Source organism: Paenibacillus sp. KS-LC4 (assembly GCF_036894955.1).
Classification (GTDB): domain Bacteria; phylum Bacillota; class Bacilli; order Paenibacillales; family Paenibacillaceae; genus Pristimantibacillus.
The window spans coordinates 6,206,437-6,223,890 of record NZ_CP145905.1; the positions used below are offsets into that span (position 1 = coordinate 6,206,437).

At 47.9% G+C, this 17,454-nt stretch carries 17 protein-coding genes; 2 read left to right on the forward strand and 15 right to left on the reverse strand.

Features of this window, described 5'->3' with window-relative positions:
- Positions 1-94: 94 nt before the first annotated feature.
- The 9 genes from V5J77_RS26300 to V5J77_RS26340 all read right to left on the reverse strand — a co-directional run bounded on the left by V5J77_RS26300 (position 95) and on the right by V5J77_RS26340 (position 9,625).
- A complete protein-coding gene (locus V5J77_RS26300; protein WP_338553741.1) occupies positions 95-940 on the reverse strand; it encodes a hypothetical protein in 846 nt (281 codons plus the stop codon).
- A 98-nt stretch (positions 941-1,038) separates the two neighbouring features.
- The gene (locus V5J77_RS26305; protein ID WP_338553742.1) at positions 1,039-1,587 is read right to left on the reverse strand and encodes an NAD(P)H-dependent oxidoreductase; all 549 of its coding nucleotides are present in this window, start codon (positions 1,585-1,587) and stop codon (positions 1,039-1,041) included.
- Between the two features lie 92 nt (positions 1,588-1,679).
- Positions 1,680-2,966: an adenylosuccinate synthase gene (locus V5J77_RS26310; RefSeq protein WP_338553743.1), complete on the reverse strand. Its 1,287-nt coding sequence runs from the start codon at positions 2,964-2,966 to the stop codon at positions 1,680-1,682.
- Positions 2,967-3,154: 188 nt separating this feature from the next.
- Entirely contained in the window at positions 3,155-4,516 is a 1,362-nt protein-coding gene (gene dnaB / locus V5J77_RS26315; protein WP_338557082.1) for a replicative DNA helicase, read from the reverse strand.
- 18 nt (positions 4,517-4,534) lie between these two features.
- Positions 4,535-4,978, reverse strand: a complete 444-nt coding sequence (rplI, locus tag V5J77_RS26320) for a 50S ribosomal protein L9 (RefSeq protein ID WP_338553744.1) — start codon at positions 4,976-4,978, stop codon at positions 4,535-4,537.
- Entirely contained in the window at positions 4,975-6,942 is a 1,968-nt protein-coding gene (locus V5J77_RS26325) for a DHH family phosphoesterase (RefSeq protein ID WP_338553745.1), read from the reverse strand. The genes rplI and V5J77_RS26325 overlap by 4 nt, the downstream gene beginning before the upstream one ends.
- Before the next feature lie 18 nt (positions 6,943-6,960).
- A complete protein-coding gene (locus V5J77_RS26330) occupies positions 6,961-7,911 on the reverse strand; it encodes a DUF2232 domain-containing protein (protein ID WP_338553746.1) in 951 nt (316 codons plus the stop codon).
- A 186-nt stretch (positions 7,912-8,097) separates the two neighbouring features.
- Positions 8,098-8,520 (reverse strand): CBS domain-containing protein, encoded by a 423-nt coding sequence (locus V5J77_RS26335; protein WP_338553747.1) that lies wholly within the window; start codon positions 8,518-8,520, stop codon positions 8,098-8,100.
- Between the two features lie 55 nt (positions 8,521-8,575).
- The gene (locus V5J77_RS26340; protein WP_338553748.1) at positions 8,576-9,625 is read right to left on the reverse strand and encodes an LCP family protein; all 1,050 of its coding nucleotides are present in this window, start codon (positions 9,623-9,625) and stop codon (positions 8,576-8,578) included.
- A 212-nt stretch (positions 9,626-9,837) separates the two neighbouring features.
- Here V5J77_RS26340 and V5J77_RS26345 point away from each other — a divergent pair, with 212 nt between their 5' ends.
- Positions 9,838-10,191, forward strand: coding sequence for a DUF4870 domain-containing protein (locus tag V5J77_RS26345; RefSeq protein WP_338553749.1), 354 nt, complete (start codon positions 9,838-9,840; stop codon positions 10,189-10,191).
- A gap of 65 nt (positions 10,192-10,256) precedes the next feature.
- On the opposite strand, the gene V5J77_RS26350 is transcribed toward V5J77_RS26345, so the two are convergent.
- The gene (locus V5J77_RS26350) at positions 10,257-11,024 is read right to left on the reverse strand and encodes a DUF1836 domain-containing protein (protein WP_338553750.1); all 768 of its coding nucleotides are present in this window, start codon (positions 11,022-11,024) and stop codon (positions 10,257-10,259) included.
- A gap of 268 nt (positions 11,025-11,292) precedes the next feature.
- Between V5J77_RS26350 and V5J77_RS26355 the strand changes: the two genes are divergently transcribed.
- Complete coding sequence (locus V5J77_RS26355) at positions 11,293-12,594, forward strand: hemolysin family protein (protein WP_338553751.1); 1,302 nt, start codon at positions 11,293-11,295, stop codon at positions 12,592-12,594.
- Between the two features lie 225 nt (positions 12,595-12,819).
- Here the strand turns inward: V5J77_RS26355 and V5J77_RS26360 are convergent, their stop codons facing one another.
- The 5 genes from V5J77_RS26360 to V5J77_RS26380 all read right to left on the reverse strand — a co-directional run bounded on the left by V5J77_RS26360 (position 12,820) and on the right by V5J77_RS26380 (position 17,361).
- Positions 12,820-13,164, reverse strand: coding sequence for an MmcQ/YjbR family DNA-binding protein (locus V5J77_RS26360; protein ID WP_338553752.1), 345 nt, complete (start codon positions 13,162-13,164; stop codon positions 12,820-12,822).
- A 114-nt stretch (positions 13,165-13,278) separates the two neighbouring features.
- Complete coding sequence (locus tag V5J77_RS26365) at positions 13,279-14,457, reverse strand: NAD(P)/FAD-dependent oxidoreductase (protein WP_338553753.1); 1,179 nt, start codon at positions 14,455-14,457, stop codon at positions 13,279-13,281.
- 31 nt (positions 14,458-14,488) lie between these two features.
- Positions 14,489-14,917, reverse strand: coding sequence for a DUF1641 domain-containing protein (locus V5J77_RS26370; protein ID WP_046234592.1), 429 nt, complete (start codon positions 14,915-14,917; stop codon positions 14,489-14,491).
- A 253-nt stretch (positions 14,918-15,170) separates the two neighbouring features.
- Entirely contained in the window at positions 15,171-16,337 is a 1,167-nt protein-coding gene (locus V5J77_RS26375) for an AI-2E family transporter (protein ID WP_338553754.1), read from the reverse strand.
- Between the two features lie 31 nt (positions 16,338-16,368).
- Positions 16,369-17,361, reverse strand: a complete 993-nt coding sequence (locus tag V5J77_RS26380; RefSeq protein WP_338553755.1) for a helix-turn-helix transcriptional regulator — start codon at positions 17,359-17,361, stop codon at positions 16,369-16,371.
- Positions 17,362-17,454: the final 93 nt, after the last annotated feature.

Below are 17,454 nucleotides of genomic sequence, written 5' to 3' on the forward strand. Positions count from 1 at the left end.
TTCATATCCGGGCCATTTGGCCCGTCAGAACACCCGACTATTACTTTAACATAGCCTTAACACGAGGAGCAACCTCTCTGATTACTGCCTAATATTAATATTTCTTCAGAATACTCATAATTTGCTCGTACTCTTCCTTGCTCAAATGCTGGGAAATGACCTGTTGAAGCGCTGTAAGCTCTTGATCTGTAAGGCCATTTTCCATATAGCCGGATATTGTCTGCCACGCTTCTTGGGGCAGCTTGGTCATTAATAATCCGAACAGCTCCGACTTGTCTGTGTCGCTCATTTGGCTTTTGACCTGGTTCAGCTGATCCGTCGTAACGGCTGTTTCCGTACCGTCGATGGAGGCTCCCTCTTCACTCTGCCCCGACTGTACTAAAGGCTGCTCCCCATCCGCTTCTTCCATATCACCGTTCGTTGTGCCGCCACCCTCAATCCCGCTTTCCGTGCCGCCTGCACCTATACCTAAGGCCGAACCGCCGCCCGCTTTCGTTCCGCCGCCAATGCCAATATCCGTAAGCGGCGGCTCCGCTTGCTGACCGAAAGCATCGACGGCAAGCGGAGAATCTGCCCCTTCCCCTGCTGCTGCGCCCTCGTCTGAGGAAACCTCCCCGCTGGGCTTCTGAGCTCCTGTCTCTCCTTGCACAGCCGAGCTGCTGCTATTCGCCCCTGAGACATCCTTACCGGCCTGCGAGGCGCCAGACTGTCCCTTAGAGCCGCCTGTATCCGCCATCAACGGATCAGCGCCCCACATTTTTCCCCATAATCCGGTCAACGCCATTGGCTTTACTTCCAAGGGTAAATTATATTGCTTCAAAATCGTATCCACATAACTGCTCACAATATAGCCTGTCGTCCAAATCGACAAAAAGCTTATAATGATTCCCGCTGCCACCGTTTTCGCCAGCCACCCCGTCAGCTTCCACATGCTCTTCACCTTGCCCTTCCTGCTTGACCTATTTCAATAATGGTTTCTTTTACCATTATGGACAAGAGAAAGGGCGCATAACCGCTGCTCAGCGCTGAGAGACTCTTTTATTCAAGAGAATTGGGCCGCGCTAGACTAGCCAGCATAGCGAGCAGTTGCTGCTTCGTGCCTTCATCCGTAATAACGCATTCTTTATTCATTTTGAGAGCGATATGCGGAATCATGACTGTGCCTTGATCCACGATCAGCGCATTAATCATATTCAGCGTGAGCAGCAGCGAAGCATTGGCTTTATCCCCGCCCATTGGAGATGGAGATGCCGTGACAACCGCCACTCTTTTGTTAACGAACTCGCCAGAGGACACGGTCCAGTCGAGCGCATTTTTTAAGGAGCCCGGGACACCATTCCCGTATTCAGGTGTACAGATGAGAACGCCGTCAGCCTCCTTTAGCTGTTTGCGCAGCTCTCTAACCGCTGCTGGCCCTTCCTCTATATCCAGATCAGGATTAAAATGCGGAAGCTCGCCCAGCCCGCTGTAAACGCTGAAGCGCACAGGCTCGGCAGACAGTCCAATAATCGCGCTCATAAGTGCCGTGTTGGAAGACTTCTCACGCAAGCTTCCCGAAATCGCCAAAAGCTGAATATCCTTGCTCATTCCTCATCATCCCTTTTCCCTTATTGTGAAAAAAAGAAAGAAGACAGCATTCTCAGCTGTCCTCCTACTGGTTATCCGTCTAGCGGATTCGTCTATTCGTATATAGCTACAACCGGGTTTGTCTGCTCGCGGTTGCGGCCGACTGAGAAAATCGCAATCGGAATACCTGTCAGCTCCGATACACGGTTCAAGTAATTGCGCGTGTTCACTGGTAGATCATCCAGCGTTTTTGCGTCAGAAATATCCTCGGACCAGCCTGGAAGCTCCTCATATACCGCTTCGCATTCCGCAAGCATTTTCAGGCTTGCTGGATAGTGCGTAATGATTTCCCCCTTATATTTGTAGCCTGTGCAAATTTTAACCGTCTCAATGCCTGTCATAACGTCGAGCGAGTTAAGCGACAAGCCTGTGATTCCGCTAACACGGCGAGCGTGACGTACAACTACGCTGTCGAACCAGCCTACGCGGCGCGGACGACCAGTAACCGTACCATACTCGTGGCCTTTATCGCGAATCAGATCGCCAATAGCATTGTTTTGCTCAGTTGGGAATGGACCATCGCCAACACGTGTTGTATAGGCTTTAGCTACGCCGATAACTTGCTGGATCTTGGATGGGCCTACGCCGGAACCGATACATACGCCGCCAGCGGATGGATTCGACGAAGTTACGAATGGATATGTACCTTGGTCAATATCCAGCATAACGCCTTGCGCGCCTTCGAAGAGCACCTTGCTGCCCGCATCAATCGCATCATTAAGCACAACGGAAGTATCCGTTACATAGGAACGAAGCACTTCAGCATATGCAAGGTATTCCTCCACGATGCTGTCGGCGTTCAGCGGCTCGCCGCCGAATACTTGCTCAATCACTTGGTTTTTCTCGACAACAAGGCGGCGCAGCTTCTGCTCAAACTCCTCTGCATCCATCAGGTCGGCGATCCGAATGCCGTTGCGAGCGGCTTTATCCATGTAACAAGGGCCTATGCCTTTGCCCGTTGTACCAATTTTATTATCGCCTTTGCGTGTTTCTTCCAATGCATCAAGTACGATATGATATGGCATAATGACATGGGCACGATCACTGATTTTCAAGTTTTCAGTGGAAAACCCGTTTTCTTGAATATAGTTAATTTCTTCAATTAGCGCTTTAGGGTTAATAACCATACCATTACCAATGACACACACTTTATTGTGATTAAAAATACCCGAAGGTACCATCGTCAGTTTATATTTCTTATTGTCAATGAGAATAGTGTGTCCGGCATTGTTACCACCTTGATAGCGAGCGACGACGTCGGCGCCTTCAGCCAGATAATCGGTAATTTTGCCTTTTCCTTCGTCTCCCCACTGCGTACCAACAACAACAACCGTAGACATAAACATACCCCCGTCCGGTGTATAGACACACCGAAATTTACTGTTCTTCTATTGCACCGGCTTTCCCTTTCGCAAGAGAACGGCGGGTGACACACGAAGACAGCAATATTAGTGTAGCAGTACCCGAAATAGAAGTCAAACTAAAAACGAACAATTGTAGAAAGAGCTCTACAATTGTTCGGATATCATTAGGATGCCTGCGATGGATCCTCATGAGAACGGTCCAAGCTGACGAATTTATTGAAATTTTTCAGAAAGACCAGCTCTACCGTCCCAACGGGTCCATTCCGCTGCTTAGCGATAATAATCTCGATAATATTCTTTTTCTCCGATTCCTTATCGTAATAATCATCCCGGTAAAGGAAGGATACGATATCGGCATCCTGCTCAATCGAACCGGATTCCCGAAGGTCGGACATCATCGGACGCTTATCCTGACGCTGCTCAACACCCCGGCTGAGCTGCGACAGCGCGATAACCGGCACTTCAAGCTCACGGGCAATCTGCTTCAGTGTACGGGAAATTTCCGATACCTCCTGCTGCCGATTTTCCCCTGCCTTGCCGCGGCCGGAAATAAGCTGGAGGTAATCAATCAAAATCATGCCCAGTCCGCGTTCTTTCTTGAGACGGCGGCATTTTGCACGAATGTCAGCCACCGTAATACCAGGCGTATCATCAATAAAAATTTGTGCCTCGGATAAGGCGCCAATTGCCATCGTCAGCTTTTCCCAGTCGTCGCCCTCCAGATAGCCTGTCCGCATACGGCCCGCATCCACATTCGCTTCTGCGCAAATCATCCGCTGCACAAGCTGTGCAGCCGACATCTCCAGACTGAATATGGCAACCGTCTCGCGCGCGCGAACGCCGACATTTTGGGCAATATTCAGCGCAAACGCCGTCTTACCAACGGAAGGACGAGCCGCAACAATAATGAGATCACTGCGCTGGAAGCCCGATGTCATTTTGTCCAAATCGACAAAGCCCGATGGAATGCCTGACGTACCGCCTTTGTTCATATACAAGTGCTCGACCTTCTCGAACACTTCCATCAGCACATCGCGGATGGAAATAAACCCGCTGCTGGAGCGGCGATTGGATATTTCAAGAATTTTCTGCTCCGCATCCCCTAGAAGCGCACCTACCTGCTCCGTTCCGGCATAACCTTCGGTTACGATATTCGTAGCCGTGCGAATCAGGCGGCGCAGCAGCGATTTCTCCTCGACGATCTGAGCATAATAATCGACGTTCGCCGCCGTTGGAACGGAGCTGGCCAGCCGCGCCAAATAAGATACGCCGCCAATTTCTTCGAGGAGCTGCTGATCCTGCAAATGCGCAGTGAGCGTCACCAGATCAATCGGCTGATTATTTTCAGCCAGCTCAATCATCGCTTCATAAATACGCTGATGGGGGCCGCTGTAAAAATCTTCACTGCGAAGACGCTCCATAGCTGTAATCAGCGCTTCCGCCTGCAGCAGCACGGCACCGATAACGGCTTGCTCCGCCTCCATGTTCTGCGGCGGAACGCGATCAAACTTCAGCTCTGTACTCATCATTTCCCCCTATAACGATTATTCCTCAGTTGTTTGCACGCGCAGCTTGGCTTTCACTTCAGGATGCAGCTTTACAAGCACTTCCGTCATGCCAAGTGTACGAATAGGCTCTTCCAGCTCAATTTTACGTTTATCGACCTTAACGCCTTGTGCAGCAAGCTGCTCGCCGATTTGCTTGGAAGTGATGGCACCGAACAAACGGCCGCCTTCGCCGGCCTTCGTCTTCAGCACGATCGTCATTTCCTCCATCTTCTTCGCTAGCGTTTTTGCATCTTCCTTCTCCTGCGCTTTACGCTTCTGCTCGGAGGCATTTTGTACTTCTAGCGTCTTCAGGTTGCCGTCTGATGCTGGTTTGACCAGTCCTTTAGGAAGTAAAAAATTGCGCACATAACCTTCGGATACGTCTTTAACCTCGCCTTTTTTCCCTTGTCCCTTAACATCTGCCAAAAAAATTACTTTCATTCAAATAACCCCTCTTCCTTATCAATTTCTTTGAGCACCGCTTTAAGCTTCTCTGCTACTTCACTAACGGTGCCTTCAAGCTGGGCGGCAGCATTCGTTAAATGACCGCCTCCGCCCATTCTTTCCATCACGACCTGCACATTCATGTCGCCAAGCGAACGTGCGCTAATACCGATTAAGCCGTCTGTTCGCTCGCCAACGACGAACGATGCCAAAATATCGGTCATATTGAGCAGTGTATCCGCCGCCTGTGCAATTAACAGCTGGCCTACCTTGCGGCCCGGCTCGGTTACCGCAATCGCGATATGCTCATAATGCACGCTCGCATGCTTAATGATTTCCGCCTTGCGGACGTATTCCTCCAAGTCTTCCTTCAGCATCTGCTGCACCAGCATGGAATCCGCTCCGTTGCGCCGGAGGAAGGAGGCCGCCTCGAACGTTCTGGCGCCGGTGCGAAGCGAGAAGCTCTTCGTATCTACCGTAATGCCCGCAAGCAGCGCAGTCGCTTCCCACACATCAAGCACGATACGATCCGCAATGTATTGCAGAAGCTCCGCTACCAGCTCGCAAGTGGAGGACGCATACGGCTCCATGTAGACCAGAATCGCATTCGTAATAAACTCCTCACCTCGGCGATGATGGTCAATGACGACGATTTTCCCCTGTGCTCCAATTAGCCGTGGTTCCTTCACCATCGACGCCTTATGGGTATCGACGACAACCGTGAGCGTCTTTTGGTTCGTCATGGACATCGCCTGCTCCGGCGTAATGAACCTTTTGGAGATACGTTCATCCTGCCGCAGCATCTCCATCATCTTCTGAATAGAAGGATTGATGCCTTCCAGCACGATAAAAGCTTCCTTGCCGAACATATGCGCTGCCTTCGTAATTCCAATAGCTGCGCCGATTGCATCCGTGTCCGGCATCTTGTGGCCCATGATGATTACATTGCTGCTTTCCTTAATCAAATCTCTAAGCGCGTGCGCCACGACGCGAGCCCGCACACGGGTCCTCTTCTCAACCGCATTGGACTTGCCGCCATAAAAGGACTGCCTGCCGCCGATTTTGACAGCTGCTTGGTCGCCGCCGCGCCCAAGAGCAATATCAAGGCTGGATTGCGCCCACTGACCTAGCTCGACGATGCTCTCTGCCTCAGCAGCAAAGCCGATGCTTAGCGTCGTCGGAATTTTTTGATCGCAGGTAAGCTCGCGAACTTCATCGAGCAGCACAAACCGGGATTGCTCCAGCTGCCTAAGCGTCCTGAGGTCCGTGATGAGCATAAACCGGTCTGAGGTCAGCCGCTTAATATGAAGCTGATAACGCTGCGCCCACTCGGTGATCTCAGTCGTAACCTTGGACAGAAGCGCAGAGCGCTGATTATCATCCATGCCCTGCGTTACTTCATCCAAGCTGTCAATCATGACGATGCCGAGGGCCAGCTTCTCCTCTTCATATTTCTTCGAGAGATGCCAAAGCTCGGTAATATTTTTCACGTACAAAATGCGCTCTTCCGGCTTGAAAATCAGCTGAAAAACATAGTTTCCCACTATAACCTGCTGCTCCGCCTCCCGGTCCTTATCCTTCGACTGATGCAAGGAGGGGAACAGCTCTACGATGGTTTGCCCTATGACAGAATCTTGGCCCAAAATCTCAGCAATATAGGGGTTATGCCATTCGACCGTCTTATCTTCATTATACAATATAATGCCGAAAGGAAGCTCGCTAATCACATCATTGCCGGCCTTCTTCACCCGGTAAGAAATCGTACCTAAATACGTTTTTAAATCTTTGCGGAACGCCCGCTCCGCTAGAAAACCATATACGCTGAAACCAATCATAAACATCAGTGCAATAAGCCCGATTCGCCATTCGAACCAAGCAAGGGCTGTCGTCATAATCGCCATAATAACAAAAGCCGCCAACTGATGCATGCCATGCCAGCGAACAACTAAAAACTTTGGCATTTCCTGATCGCTCCTGTGTTAGGATTTCTTCGTAAATGACTTTCGGATGGGGAAAGCAGCATCAAGCACACCGATTAAGCTCAGCGGCGAGAAAAGCAGTACAGGTATTGCAATAAGAACTGGAATAGCCGGATTCCATTTGCGCTCATGGGCCAAATAGAAGAAGAAACCTACGGCCTGGATGGCAAAAGCGAGCCTCAGCAGCGGCAGTAAATTCAGCACGGCTACTCCCAAGAAGGACTTGCTGTCTGGACTGACAAACAGGCTTAAAATGTAAACAATCACATAATAAATGACTAATACCCGCGGCAGCATCCAATCTTTCGCCAGCGGCATTCTCGGCAGCTCTACGCCCGAGGATGCAAGCACACGCCGCGAAATATATTGGGTAACGACAGCGTAGAAAAATGATACGCTAATAACAGCGAGCGGAATCGTATTCAGCATCATTTGAATGAGCATCTCGGTATACTCATCGCTCCATTCCGCAGGAAGCAGCGGCTGCAATTGCGGATCGCTAAATACGGAGCGGACAAAATTGCCCATTTCACTCGTCAGGGACAAATCTAAAATCACTTCAAAAGCTGCAAATTCCATCAAAAACAGGACAAGCAGCGTAATAACCGTTCTTGACAGCACCTTATGCGCGGGCAGCTGCTTCTTAAACATATGTCCCATCACTATAGAAGGAACAAGAAAAAACAAACCGATAATTAACGCTGGAGCCCCTAATATGAGGAAGGATATTACCCATACCGGCAGCATATGCAGAATGAACGCACGCGCGGAAAGCGCTGTGTACAACACCACATAAGGAACCATAAGACACAATATGGTCAAAATATTAAGAACAGGTACAGCTATGGACAATAACAGGAGCAGTGCTGCCGCGCTCCATAAAACAGATTTCATACCGGTCTTCAAACCGTTCACCTCTTGCACATGTATATTCGTAAATCTAACCGCCATGCTTGCCAGACCCCATTATATCACAAATAAGCTTCACCGCATCCAACAAGCGTAAACGGCTTTAGCATACTTTGCAGGCAATGCTCGTTTCGCGGAGAAATAGAAGCTTACTTCAAGCATAAGCAGCATAGCCTGACATTAATAAAAGGCGGAGAGCCGCTGCTCCCCGCCTTCTTTAGAAATAGACTATGCCTCAATCGCAATTGCGCTTTGCATAATCGTCTGGCAATAATCAATAATTTCACTGCGCCGCACAATGCCAATAAAATGCTCGCTATCATCGACGACCGGCACAAAGTTTTGCACCTTCGCCAGCATAATGAGATCCTCCATGTTGGCATCAATTCGCACCGAGCGTTGATTCAGCCGTAGCGGAACGTCCGCCAGCTTGACTTTATTCGTCATTTCGAAGGTCAGCTCCGGCCTATTTTTCATAAACCATAATAAATCGCCTTCTGTAACAGCTCCGGCAAATTTGCCTTCTGCATCAATAATCGGTACAGCTGTATAACGGTGATGCTCCATTTTCTCCAACGTCTGCCTAAGTGTTGCGTCATGCGTTACCGTTACGACTTCCTGCTTGGGCAGCAGAAAAAACGCAATGTTCATCCGTCAATCAACTCCATTTCTTCCTTCGCTTAACGCCCTGAAGACTGCCCGCAGTCTACTTGGCGCCGCTTGCGCTGGACAATGAGCCAACCGGCTTTTGCACTTTGGAGGTATACTCATCCGGCATAATTAAATTCTGCTTCGCCGTATCTGGGTTTAGCCAGCTGCCAATCATCGCCTGCGTCTTGGACAAATCGTCTTTATCTGCAAAATAATACCACGCGCCGCCGTTCGTCAGCCTGTGCCCCTCGCCTTTCAGCGTATGGCTGTATATCGTGCGGTTATCCTGTTGCAGCAGCTGCTGCGCCAGCTTAATCATTTGGTCAGGCTGGATGTCCGTACTGAAGTTTTCGCCCATAATGTCAATCAGGTCAGGGATTTTGCTCCATTGACCGACCTCTGACGCTTTATCCAGCAACTGATTCAGAAAAATTTGATGTCTTCCCGTACGGCTCATATCGCCTCCGGCATCTTCACGGTAACGAACGTAATTCAGCGCATCATTGCCATTATATACATCCTGACCGCCTTTCACGACAAATTTTTCGTGATCGGGATCTTTATTTATTATATCTTCTGCAATTGGCAGGGAAATCCCTCCCATTGCATCAATAACATCACGAAAACCCTGAAAATTAATAGCCGCATAATAGTTAATAGGCTGGTCAAATAGATTTTCGACCGTCTCAATTGCCATTTTGGCACCACCAAAGGCATATGCATGCGTAATTTTGTCCTCTTTATTTTTACCCACAATTTCCGTATACGTATCACGCGGAATAGATACCATGAGAATAGCGCCGTCCTTCGGACGTATGACTGTGTAGATCATCGTGTCCGATCTTCCGGTTTCCTTGCCCCGCTGGTCGACGCCAAGCAGCATCAGTGCGAACGGATTCGTATTCACATTGCCGACTTGAATAGGCTCGCGGCCTTCTATTGGTTTATAGGTTTGCTCCAGCCCAGCAGCTACCTGATCAGAGAGAAACCAGTTGAAGCCCAGCATAGCGAGCGCTCCGCGATTAAAATAGCCCGCTGTTCCAAGCACGAGCACCGCTGCGCACAACGTATATATCCATTTCTTCTTGTTCGTCCAATTTGACATTTCCCTTACTCCTAACTATTAAGGTTCTAGTGCTTCAGAAGCACACTCACCATCATAAACGACAACTTTGAGCCATAGGTTACAAAACTTTTACAAGACTTTGCTACCAATTGATGTATTCTAGCGAGTTTTGGCAGGAATAATAGTGGGTAAGGAAGAATATAGTATAATGCACTATTCATTTTTCGAATCAGAAAGGATGACCCTCACAAATGCAACAAATCAATCAACCTGATCAATCCTCAACTGGGCTCGATCCTAAGGTCGCGGCGCTGCTTTGTTATGTTCTGGGCTTTATCAGCGGCATCATTTTTCTTGTCTTGGAGAAAAATAGCCGCTATGTGAAGTTCCATGCGATGCAATCCATTATTACATTCGGCGGATTGCTAGTAGTCTCAATGATAGTGAACATTATCCCCGTTATTGGCACGCTGATTGGCGCTTTGCTCAGTATTCTTGGATTCGTCCTTTGGATCTTCCTCATGCTGCAAGCTTACCAAGGCAAGCCATTCAAGCTGCCTTACGTAGGCGACATTGCTGAGAAGCAAGCTAACCAATTCAAGTAAATTTGATAAAAATAAGGCTCCCATCCGCTTAAGGATAGGAGCCTTATTGCTTCCCTGCCGCCTTGTTACCGATGCAGAAACAAAGTCGCATTCAAATAACGACGGGCAAGCGAGTGGAAATACGCCGTCTGAATCGAGATCGCCGCAATGAACAATATATTGCGCAGCGCCTCCGATTGGTCGTTCGTTAAATCCGGCAGCTTGCGGGCAAAGCGGTCCGCCGAAGCTTTAATCGCATTTTCCGTTAATGCGTCCTGCTTGCTGCCGCCCTTTACATGGCCGAATGTATCCAGCAACTGGTCATTGTTTGCATCAAGCTCTTCAAACATGGCCGAGTAAGATGCATACAGCTCAAGCGGTCCAATGAGATCGGCCGATTCATCCTCCGGTTTAATGAATAAAATTTCAAGCAGCTTGCGGATCGACTCAAAATCGAGATTCGACTTCAAATCATCAATGACGAACAAAAGCGCCGCTTGATTCAGTGAATATTTTTTACCCATTTTTGGACAATCGAAATAAGCCTTAAAATCGCGCTTCACCCAATTCTGCATAGAGGTAATAGACATGTTGGAATACTCCACCATATGGCCGAGTGTAGCGATTTCCTGCAGTGAGAAGCCTCTCACCTCATTGCCTTTTATCATCTTCTCCAGAATGGGGGGAAGGGCCGTGGATAAGAAGGCGGGTAGTGTTGCTCCGGCTTCCCATGCATCGCGGTGCGTCTTCTTCCAAGCATCCTGCAGCACCTGCAAGGGACGATGTCCATCCTGTCCATCCAGTGCCATCAGCAGGCAAGCCATTTCTTTTCGAGTAAGCGTGAAAGACTCCATATCGCTTTCCTCCTACTTGTACTGAACCATTTCAAGTTCGAATGAACTTATCATACGCCCGCGATAAAGGAATGTAAAGATGAGATAATAGCCAATAATATCAACATTTTTCGCATTTTCGCCTGTAATTTGCCTCATATGGTCTGCTAACAACGAATGGCGAGATTGCATATTGACCCTTGAGTTCGGTATATTAGTTCATAAGAACTTAAAATTCATTTAAAAAGGATTGTGAAAAGTAGACATGGGTATAGGACTTAATCTGTTATTGATTGCATTATTAATTGTGATGACTGCCTTTTTCGTGGCAACGGAATTTGCTGTTATCAGGCTACGGGCAAGCCGGGTCGATCAATTAGTGCTTGAAGGCAAGAAAAACGCTCTTGCCGTACAACAGGTTACAAGCAATTTGGATGGTTATCTGTCGGCCTGTCAGCTTGGTATTACCATTACAGCTCTCGGGTTAGGTTGGCTGGGTGAACCGACAGTGGAGAAAATCCTGTTCCCTCTTTTTCAACAGCTTAGTATAAACAGTGAAGTTAGTCACGTACTGTCCTTTATTATCGCTTTCGCTTCCGTTACTTTCCTGCACGTTGTAATTGGTGAGCTAGCTCCGAAGACTTGGGCGATTCAAAAAGCAGAATTTATCAGCTTTGCTGTAGCGAAGCCCATCATTTTGTTCCACAAGATTATGTATCCGTTTATCTGGGTACTCAACGGCTCCGCTAATGCGCTTGTGCGCATGTTCGGTCTTAAGGCTGTGAAAGAACACGAAGATGCTCATAGCGAAGAAGAAATTCAGATTATTCTGAACGACAGCTACCAGAGCGGCAAAATCAACAACACGGAATATGGCTACGTGAGCCGCATTTTCGCTTTTGACGAAATGCTCGCGAAGGAAATCATGGTGCCACGCACCGATATGATTTGCCTTTACTCCAACAATTCGTTAGTTGAAAACATGGAAATTATTCATAAAGAACAATATACACGCTTTCCTGTCGCTCAAGACAGCAAAGACAACATTATCGGCATGATTAATACGAAGCAGATGTTTTTGCAATTCCATCAAAATAAAGAGTTTGATTTTAAAAAGCTGATCCATCCTGTACTTACGGTTTCCGAAGTGCTTCCTGTCAAAACGCTGCTTAAGCGCATGCAGCAGGAGCAAGTGCATATTGCCATTTTGATGGATGAATACGGCGGGACATCCGGCCTCGTTACGATTGAGGATATATTGGAGGAGATCGTTGGCGAAATTCGTGATGAATTTGATGCTGACGAGCGCAAGGATATTGAGAAGCTGGATGACAACTCCTACCTGCTTGACGGCAAAGTATCACTCGACGAACTAAGCGAGCTGACAGGCATCAACCTTGAGCATGAGGAAGTCGATACGGTAGGCGGCTGGCTGTACAGCGAGATTCAAGATCCGCGCATTGGCAAGGAGCTCCATCACCTCAATATGCGCTTTATTATTCGCGAGATTGGCAAGCATAGAATTAAGAAGGTCGAACTGATTATCGAAGCCGATGATATAGATGCACAACAGGTTGTAACAACCGCATAAGATTTATAAGTTAAAATCGGGGCGCTTCTCTTAACAATAGAGAGCTGCCCCGATTTATTTGTAATTCCCTACATGCTCCGTCGTCTTAGACTTAGTTTGCCGCATGCTCCCGCTTGAACAGCTGCTTCATCAGCGGCGGCGTAACCAGAATTGTCACCGTAATGACGATTACGACGGGGAACCTATGGTCTATCAACTTCGGTATTCACTTCTGTATCTTCTGTATTAGCTCCCCATCAAGCTTTCGCGTACTGCCTTTGGAAGCGACTTAACAACCAGCTCATAGGAGTGGGTGATCATGCTCTCGACCTCTTCCTGCTCCAAGCTGCCGTCCAGCAGCACTGTATTCCAGTGCTTCTTGTTCAAATGATAGCCGGGAATGACCGCCGCATGCTGCTCGCGTAAATTTTCTGCAATGACCGGGTCGCATTTCAAAGATATCGACTTGCGGTCGTCTGAAATCAGAGCAAACATCTTTCCCTCTACCTTCATAACAAGTGCTTCCGGCCCAAAAGGATAATCTTCGAACGCACCCTTCTTGCCCAAGCAATATTCAACATAATGTTCCATGGTCGTTGTCCCCTTTCTTCCTATCGTACCATCTTCCGTTCAAAAAAATAAAGCTCCCGCCTAAACAGCTGCTGCCGTTTAAACGAGAACTTATTATGGTTATTTATAAATAAATTAGTAAACGAGCGAGAACAAGCCGTTAACATGCGACAAGTAACGAACGTTACTTGCTTCCTTCATTAGGGAAGCGGCAGTGCCTCTCAGACGAAGCTGGCTTGCGCCGATTGTTCCGATTGCATCTTTGCGGCCAAGGCTCGCAAGAACGCCGGAGTTAACGAATGTAAACGATTTTTGCGGCAAGCCTTTGGATTGTGCGAACAGATTGTAGCCGATTGCTTCGCCCATTTGCCATGCGATTTGTGCGCTTGGCGGATATGGACGGCCATCTGGGCTAAATACAACTGCATTGTCGCCAGCCAGATAAACGTCAGGGTGCGAAGTCGATTGCAGGAACTCATTAACTGTCGCGCGGCCACGGTTCACTTCAATACCGCAGTTTGCTACGACAGGGTTGCCTGTAACGCCGCCAGTCCATACGAATGTGTTAGCCACAAGCGTTTGACCGTCCTTCAAAATAACTTCATTGCCTTTTACTTCAGTAACCGCAATACCCATCAGCAGTTGAACGCCGCGTTTCTCAAGGCTTGCTTTCGCACGGTCAACAAGCTCCGTAGGGAATCCAGCAAGGATTGACGGGCCTGCTTCAACGTTATATACCGATACTTCGCTGATGTTTACGCCGTTTTGCTCACACCACTTTGGCAGCATGTCGGCAATTTCACCGATCAGCTCAATACCAGTCAGGCCGCCGCCGCCAACAACGATCGTTGCGTCAGCTTTGTTTTTCGATTTTGCATACGCAGCAAGGCGCTCTTGAATGTGCGCGCTCACGCGGTTAGCTTCCTCAACCGATTTCAGCGTCAGGCTGTTCTCTTCAAGGCCTGGAATGCCGAAAAATGCCGTTTCGCCGCCAAGAGCGATAACAAGCGTATCATAGGAAGTTTTTGCACCGCTCGAAAGATGAACTTGCTTCTGATCCGGATCAATTTTGTCGACAGTGTCGATAACCAAATTGATGGATTTATCTTTGAACAGCTTTGTCAGCGGCAGGGCAACGTTGTTCTCATGAACGCCGCCAACAGCCAGACGATGCAATTCGGTTACGATTTGGTGAGATGGAATACGGTTAACAACGGTAATGCTTGCTTCCTCGGGGGATAAATGTTTGCGAGTTGTAAGTGCGCTCAGCAAACCGCCATATCCGCCACCCAAAATCAAAATATGCTTAGACATACTGTTCCTCCGTTCTCATTCTGATCCGATCTTAACGTTGTTTGTTGCGCTCAGCCAATACATCTAGGAACGATTGCGCGAAACGCAATGTTTGTTGAACCTGAGGATCCTTCAGCATTTTGAGAATGCCGAACAGACCAATTGTCGTAGGCTCTGCTTGTGCACGATCATTTGCTTCTACAGCAGCCGATGCAATGCCCTTAGCCTTGTCCGTAATCGGCTTAACGAATTCCTCAATACCATGCTTCATGTCGCCCATAAGCACTTGGTCATTCGCCACAGTTGTTGCTACATCATAAGCTTTGGTCATCAAAGTAACCATTTCAGCAAGCTTAGGCAAGCTTTCTACCAGCTGATTCAGCGAGCTTTGGATTTCCGGTTTAAGCAATTGCTCCAGAACGTCCAGTTCACTACGTACAGATCCCGTCTGTACTTCTTGCTCTGTTAATGTTTCCGACATACGAAAAATGCCTCCCTTGCGTTGTTTGTTGCATGATTAGTTAAACGCCGTTACAACGGCAAGCCTCCTCTGAAAAAAGCCTGAATTTGTGAAATGTTTCACAATAAGGGTGCATAATTAGAGGGACTTGACCACACTCATGTTCATTTTATTCCTTTACGACAAAAACTGCAATTACAACTTTTAGATCCTTTATTATATTTTAATAAAAGGACTGCTTCTGCGAGCAGTCCTCCGTTTTATAATGCTTATATTATAGCTTAAAATCATTATCCGCATTCACTTCCTCTGCCGCATAAAGCGGGGAACGCGCCTGTAGCCAATGGAAAAAATTCGTTGCGATAACCTTCAGCACTGCATAGCCTGGAACGGCTAAAATAATGCCCGCCACGCCAAACAAATTTCCCGCAGTTAAAATGACGAAAATAATCGTAATGGGATGAATCTTCATGCTTTTTCCCATAATTTGCGGAGAAATAAACTTTCCTTCAATCAGCTGGACAATCGTCCAGATCACAATCATTTTAAGCAGCATAACAGGTGAGGTTACCATCGCTACAATGAGCGCCGGCGTAATCGCGATAGCTGGCCCCAAATACGGAATAATGGCAGTACAAGCAGCGATCAACGCTAGCACCAGCGAGTACTCAAGTCCAATAATCAAATAACCGATATACAGCAGCAGGCCAATACAGAAGCTCACAATAATCTGCCCTCTTATATAGCTGCTGATTTGGCCGTTCATTTCGCCCATAATGCGCTTCGTGTGCACTCTCATGTTCGTTGGCAGTATCGCAGCAATATAATTCGGCAGCTTCTTGCCATCCTTCAATAAGTAGAACAGAATAAACGGCAGCGTAATGACCGCAAGCACAACATCTTTAAGTGCCCCTACGAATGAACCTACACTTTGCCATACGCCATTTAACAGCTCCGTTCCCCGCTTCGTAATATTGCCGCTCAAATCTGACGGATTTATATTAAGCCACCGCCCAATTTCCCGCAGGTCGCCGCTGTGCATCAGCTCATCAAATTTCGTTCGCAGCTGATCCGCATAGCCGGGCAAATTTTCGACCAGACTTACGACCTGTGTGCTGACAATGGGAATAACCACCGTCAGCAATATCGTCAGCAAGCCCAAAATGACTGCAAAAATTACAAAAATAGAGTAAATGCGCGGAGCCTTCTTCGTCTCCAAATAGTCAACAATCGGATTTAGCAAATAATAAGCCACACCAGCTAAAATTATCGGCAGCAGAACCGTCTTGAACAATACAGTGAGCGGTGTGAACACGTAGGAGATTTTGCTCATAACGAAAATATTCAAGCTTACCAGGAGCAGCACGATTAGAAATATAACAAATTTATTATTTAAAACAAATTGTACAAACCGCTCTGTTCCTGTTTTAAAATGGTTCATCCGCTGTTCCTTCTTCCTGCTTTTGATATTCTCAGCTTTCCGCCGTAATTTCCCCGGTACGGGTCAAATCATACCCCTCGATAGCTCCCAGCTCCTGCTTGAAGGCTTGCGACCTTAAAATACGAATGACCGCATCAATAAAAACTTGATTGTCCGGCTTCTTCAACATAACCAAGTCATATTGCTCCTTAACAAGCGGAATATAGGCAACGCCGGAAACGTTCGCTGCGGCCCTCTCCGTTCCAATACCCACATCAGCCTCTCCTGACGCAACCTGCGCAGCTACTCCAAGATGATTCGACTGCTCTTGGTCATAGCCCATTATGGAAGTTGCTGGAATTTGGTGCAGCCTCAGCTGCTCATCGAGCAGCACGCGTGCGCCGGCACCGCGCTCGCGGTTGATGAGGCGCAGTCCCGGCTTCGCCAAATCGGCCCAGCTTGCCAGCTTAAGCGGATTTCCCTTCTGCACGAATAAGCCCGAACTTCTAGTCAGCAAATGCACAACGATATAAGGTGCTCCAATCAATAGTTTACGAATATAGGGAACGTTATATTCCCCTGTATCGCCATCCAGCAGATGTGTGCTGACAATATCAGATTCCCCTCTATACATGGATACGAGGCTATCCATACTGCCGACGTAGGAGCGCAGCGGACGCAGCCCCAAGCCCTCTCGCTCGATATGCTTGGCTAGAATATCTAGGCTCATATCTTGTCCGGTAATGACGATGGAACGTCCCCGGCCAGCGGCAGCTGAAGTGGAGCCTCTGTCCGATAAATTCTGTGTGTACGCGAATGGAGTACCTTGATGCTGGGGAGCCGCTGGCTTGCTGGCAGGCGTATTAGACTGAAGGCCTTTGGCCCGCAGCTTGTATGCTTCCAGATCGGAAGCATCAATTCGCATCTGCTTCCCTACCCGGTAGGATGGCAGCTCTCCTTTTTTAATTAAATCGTAAACCGTCAGTTTGGAAATTTTTAATAGCTTGGCGATTTCTTCCGTTGTATATGAGATGTCAGCGGACATATTGGATCTCCTTAACCTCGCTCAGCCTAGATTGCGGGCAAAATTTGGACGTTATTTTTACATCCTTAATTGTAACATAATATATTTCAAACA

Coding starts and splice junctions, on each gene's coding strand:
- V5J77_RS26305 (WP_338553742.1), bottom strand. CDS start 1,587: ATGAGCAAGGATATTCAGCTTTTGGCGATTTCGGGAAGCTTGCGTGAG.
- V5J77_RS26310 (WP_338553743.1), bottom strand. CDS start 2,966: ATGTCTACGGTTGTTGTTGTTGGTACGCAGTGGGGAGACGAAGGAAAA.
- dnaB (WP_338557082.1), bottom strand. CDS start 4,516: ATGAGTACAGAGCTGAAGTTTGATCGCGTTCCGCCGCAGAACATGGAG.
- rplI (WP_338553744.1), bottom strand. CDS start 4,978: ATGAAAGTAATTTTTTTGGCAGATGTTAAGGGACAAGGGAAAAAAGGC.
- V5J77_RS26325 (WP_338553745.1), bottom strand. CDS start 6,942: ATGCCAAAGTTTTTAGTTGTTCGCTGGCATGGCATGCATCAGTTGGCG.
- V5J77_RS26330 (WP_338553746.1), bottom strand. CDS start 7,911: ATGGCGGTTAGATTTACGAATATACATGTGCAAGAGGTGAACGGTTTG.
- V5J77_RS26335 (WP_338553747.1), bottom strand. CDS start 8,520: ATGAACATTGCGTTTTTTCTGCTGCCCAAGCAGGAAGTCGTAACGGTA.
- V5J77_RS26340 (WP_338553748.1), bottom strand. CDS start 9,625: ATGTCAAATTGGACGAACAAGAAGAAATGGATATATACGTTGTGCGCA.
- V5J77_RS26345 (WP_338553749.1), top strand. CDS start 9,838: ATGCAACAAATCAATCAACCTGATCAATCCTCAACTGGGCTCGATCCT.
- V5J77_RS26350 (WP_338553750.1), bottom strand. CDS start 11,024: ATGGAGTCTTTCACGCTTACTCGAAAAGAAATGGCTTGCCTGCTGATG.
- V5J77_RS26360 (WP_338553752.1), bottom strand. CDS start 13,164: ATGGAACATTATGTTGAATATTGCTTGGGCAAGAAGGGTGCGTTCGAA.
- V5J77_RS26365 (WP_338553753.1), bottom strand. CDS start 14,457: ATGTCTAAGCATATTTTGATTTTGGGTGGCGGATATGGCGGTTTGCTG.
- V5J77_RS26370 (WP_046234592.1), bottom strand. CDS start 14,917: ATGTCGGAAACATTAACAGAGCAAGAAGTACAGACGGGATCTGTACGT.
- V5J77_RS26375 (WP_338553754.1), bottom strand. CDS start 16,337: ATGAACCATTTTAAAACAGGAACAGAGCGGTTTGTACAATTTGTTTTA.
- V5J77_RS26380 (WP_338553755.1), bottom strand. CDS start 17,361: ATGTCCGCTGACATCTCATATACAACGGAAGAAATCGCCAAGCTATTA.